Below are 1,461 nucleotides of genomic sequence, written 5' to 3' on the forward strand. Positions count from 1 at the left end.
GGGAGTGGACAAAACATGGGGGTCATGCGGCGCGTTTTCTGTTTGCGACGGTCAGCCGACCATCGAGAACTGCGGCCCTTGTGACGGCTACTCGGTGAGCCCCTTTGGGCGACCACCGCATCCTTCTGCGCTTTCCCATGCGGGCATTGGCAATGTCATCGACTGATCCTTCGGCACGAGATGACGAGATGGGCAGCCCGTTACGGTACCGTCGGCCATAGTCGACAAGGGATTCCATGTTGTTCGCGAGATAGGTGTACAGTGTCCCGCATCGGGCCTGCACACGAGCGGCAGCGGTGCGGACAGCCAAAGGTTCTTCCGCAAGGCGGGTGCAATCGTGCATGAGCCCTTTCAGATAAGTTTCCGCGACCCGTGCTCTGCCATGCCACAGCCACCAGCGAAGGCTTTTCGCGGGGCGCTGGAACAGCACCGGAATTCCAGTGAATCCCGGTATCTGGACCAGACCCTGAACGGCGGCCTCGACATGTCGAATACGCATCGAGATGTGCCACCAGTCGAGGATATGCTTCACCTGGCCGTCGCCACCCATGGCATTCCGTATGAGGTTCGGGAGAGCAAGCTCGCCATCAGAGATTACCGTCAACAGACGGCCCGGCTTCCATCCAAAGTCTGACAGCTCTTCTCGCATCCGGCTGCCTGGCGATGCCGTCGCATTGGCGACCAAGCCAAATCGTCGGCACATATTGCGACTTTCAATCTTACCGACCACAAGATCCAGGTGTCGCTGCTGATACTCCGGTCGACAGCGGATATGCGCACCGTCCAGAAAAACCGTCAAACCCCCTTTGGGAAGTGCTTCAGCGGGATCGCCTGATGCCCTTCGACTTTTCTCGAGCCCCGCGGCTACTCTTCCCAACCGGTCACGCACCGTGGTGTGATGGGGCGGATGGCAGGGGAGGAAGCTTTTCATCAGCCGCGCGGCTTCGCGAAAGGAATGCCGGGACCCGAGTTCCGCATGGAGCCGCTGCAGCTCCGGGGTAGCCCGGTCAGGAAAGAAATAGGCCAGCGGAGAAATAGGTCCGCCGGGCATCGCCGCTGACCTGGCATCACACGAACAGCGGCGCAAGCGCGCGGCTTTGACCCGAACCCGCCCAAAGAGCGTGTCGAGATCGCGCGTGCGATAGTCATGAATGGCACGAACCGAGGCGCAATCCGGGCATACGCGGCTTTCTCGGATGATTTCCTCAACCTGATCGCAAAGAATTGCCCGCTGAATCTGTTCGACAACCCTCTTCCCATCCTCGAGGCGCAACCCGATCCCGTCTGGACAGGTCACCCGGTAGGGTCGTGAAATGCCGTCAAGCTGATGAGTGCGCTTCTCCCCGTTGTCGAAGGTAGTTTCGATTGTAATCCGTACGTCCATGGCAGCCCCACACGCAAAGAACTCACCTTAGCACGGGCCGCAACGACGAAGATGACCCCCATGTTTTGTCCACTCCC

General features: G+C 59.7%; 1 protein-coding gene. It reads right to left on the reverse strand.

What is annotated here, in order from left to right; translation table 11 throughout:
* Positions 1-22 precede the first annotated feature (22 nt).
* Positions 23-1,384 (reverse strand): ISKra4 family transposase, encoded by a 1,362-nt coding sequence (locus tag P1K30_RS23740; protein WP_040182552.1) that lies wholly within the window; start codon positions 1,382-1,384, stop codon positions 23-25.
* Between the last annotated feature and the right edge of the window lie 77 nt (positions 1,385-1,461).

It is taken from the genome of Psychromarinibacter halotolerans (genome assembly GCF_029168315.1).
Classification (GTDB): Bacteria; Pseudomonadota; Alphaproteobacteria; order Rhodobacterales; family Rhodobacteraceae; genus Psychromarinibacter; species Psychromarinibacter halotolerans.

Excerpts from the sequence above, each read along its gene's own strand:
- P1K30_RS23740 (WP_040182552.1), bottom strand. The coding sequence starts at position 1,384 with ATGGACGTACGGATTACAATCGAAACTACCTTCGACAACGGGGAGAAG.